We start from the raw sequence: 1,406 nt of genomic DNA, 5'->3' as shown, positions 1-1,406 counted from the left end.
ACAGAAAGAAAAATTCATCGACGTAGAATCGTGGTATCTGCAGGCGTGGGTTCCACGTTTATTTTGACGCAATACCGAGGCAAGCCCAGGCTCTATGGCTGTGGATGGAACGATCATGGCCAGCTGGGACTGGGGGATCAAAAAAACCAGATCGGCCTGCAGCGCCTTAAGCTTCCTGAAGACCTCAACTCACTGGAGGGTGTCGTCGCAGGTGCTCTCCATACCCTTGTCTTTGGCTGCGACAGCTTCGGTAAGCCAGTGCTCTTTGCCTGTGGATATAACTATTGGGGCCAACTGGGGCTGGGGGATAAAAACAACCGGAGCAGCCTGCAGCGCCTTGAGTTTCCTGAAGCACTAAACTCACTGGAGGGTGTCGCCGCAGGTGCTCGCCACACCCTTGTCTTTGGCCGCGACAGCAAGGGCAAACCAGCGCTCTTTGCCTGTGGAATCAACAGCTTCGGCCAACTGGGGCTGGGGCATAATACTGACCAGACCAGCCTGCAGCGCCTTGAGTTTCCTGAAGCACTAAACTCACTGGAGGGTGTCGCCACAGGTGATTACCACACCCTTGTCTTTGGCCGTGACAGCAAAGGCAAGCCACTGCTCTTTGCCTGTGGACGCAACTTTTCTGGCCAACTGGGGCTGGGGCATAATACAGACCAGAGCAGCTTGCATCGCCTCGAGATTCCTGAAGCACTAAACTCACTGGAGGGTGTAGTCGCAGGTGCGGACCACACCCTTGTTTTTGGTCTCGACAGCAATAAAAAGCCACTACTCTTTGCCTGTGGAGATAACGGTTATGGCAAACTGGGGCTCGGGCATCATGCTGACCAGAGCAGCTTGCATCGCCTCGAGCTTCCTCAAGACCTCAACTCACTGGAGGGTGTCGCCGCAGGTGGTTTCCACACCCTTGTCTTTGGCCGTGATAGCAATAAAAAGCCACTGCTCTTTGCCTGTGGAAGCAACGCGGGTGGCCAACTAGGGATGGGGCATCAAAACAACCAGAATCTCCTGAGCACTGTCCCAAAACCCGTTATCTGCGACAGCGAAAAATATCGTCTTAAAGTGGCAATAGAGAGCCATGCGCAAACGCTGAGCAATGAATTCAGCTGGTTTGGATTGAAAAAGAGCTCTCAGGATAAAATTAAGATACTCAAACAACTGTGTGAAAACCTTGAGCAAGTGGATAATGCAAACTCAAAACAAAAGCTCAGTGATACAATGAGTACCTTTTTAAATAAACATAAACAAACCATCAAAGAGCACCGCAATCCCTTCAGAAATTGGGGCTTTTTTAGACCTGAATCCCCCACGCGCAGCGAGACATTTCTCACTGAGAAAATGAACAGCCTTAACACTTAACTGCTAGTGGCATTTTAAACAATAAAATGCCACTGGTTTTTCTT

1 protein-coding gene is annotated in these 1,406 nt (G+C 50.6%); it reads left to right on the top strand.

All coding sequences use genetic code 11. The features are described from left to right. The coding region (locus Lwal_RS15150) for an RCC1 domain-containing protein (protein WP_420798171.1) at positions 1-1,362 on the top strand (1,362 nt) is incomplete at its 5' end. Positions 1,363-1,406 lie beyond the last annotated feature (44 nt).

The sequence above is a fragment of the Legionella waltersii genome, from assembly GCF_001468085.1.
Classification (GTDB): Bacteria; Pseudomonadota; Gammaproteobacteria; order Legionellales; family Legionellaceae; genus Legionella; species Legionella waltersii.
The sequence above is the reverse complement of the archived record's forward strand: the minus strand, read 5'-3'. Positions and strand labels throughout refer to the sequence as shown.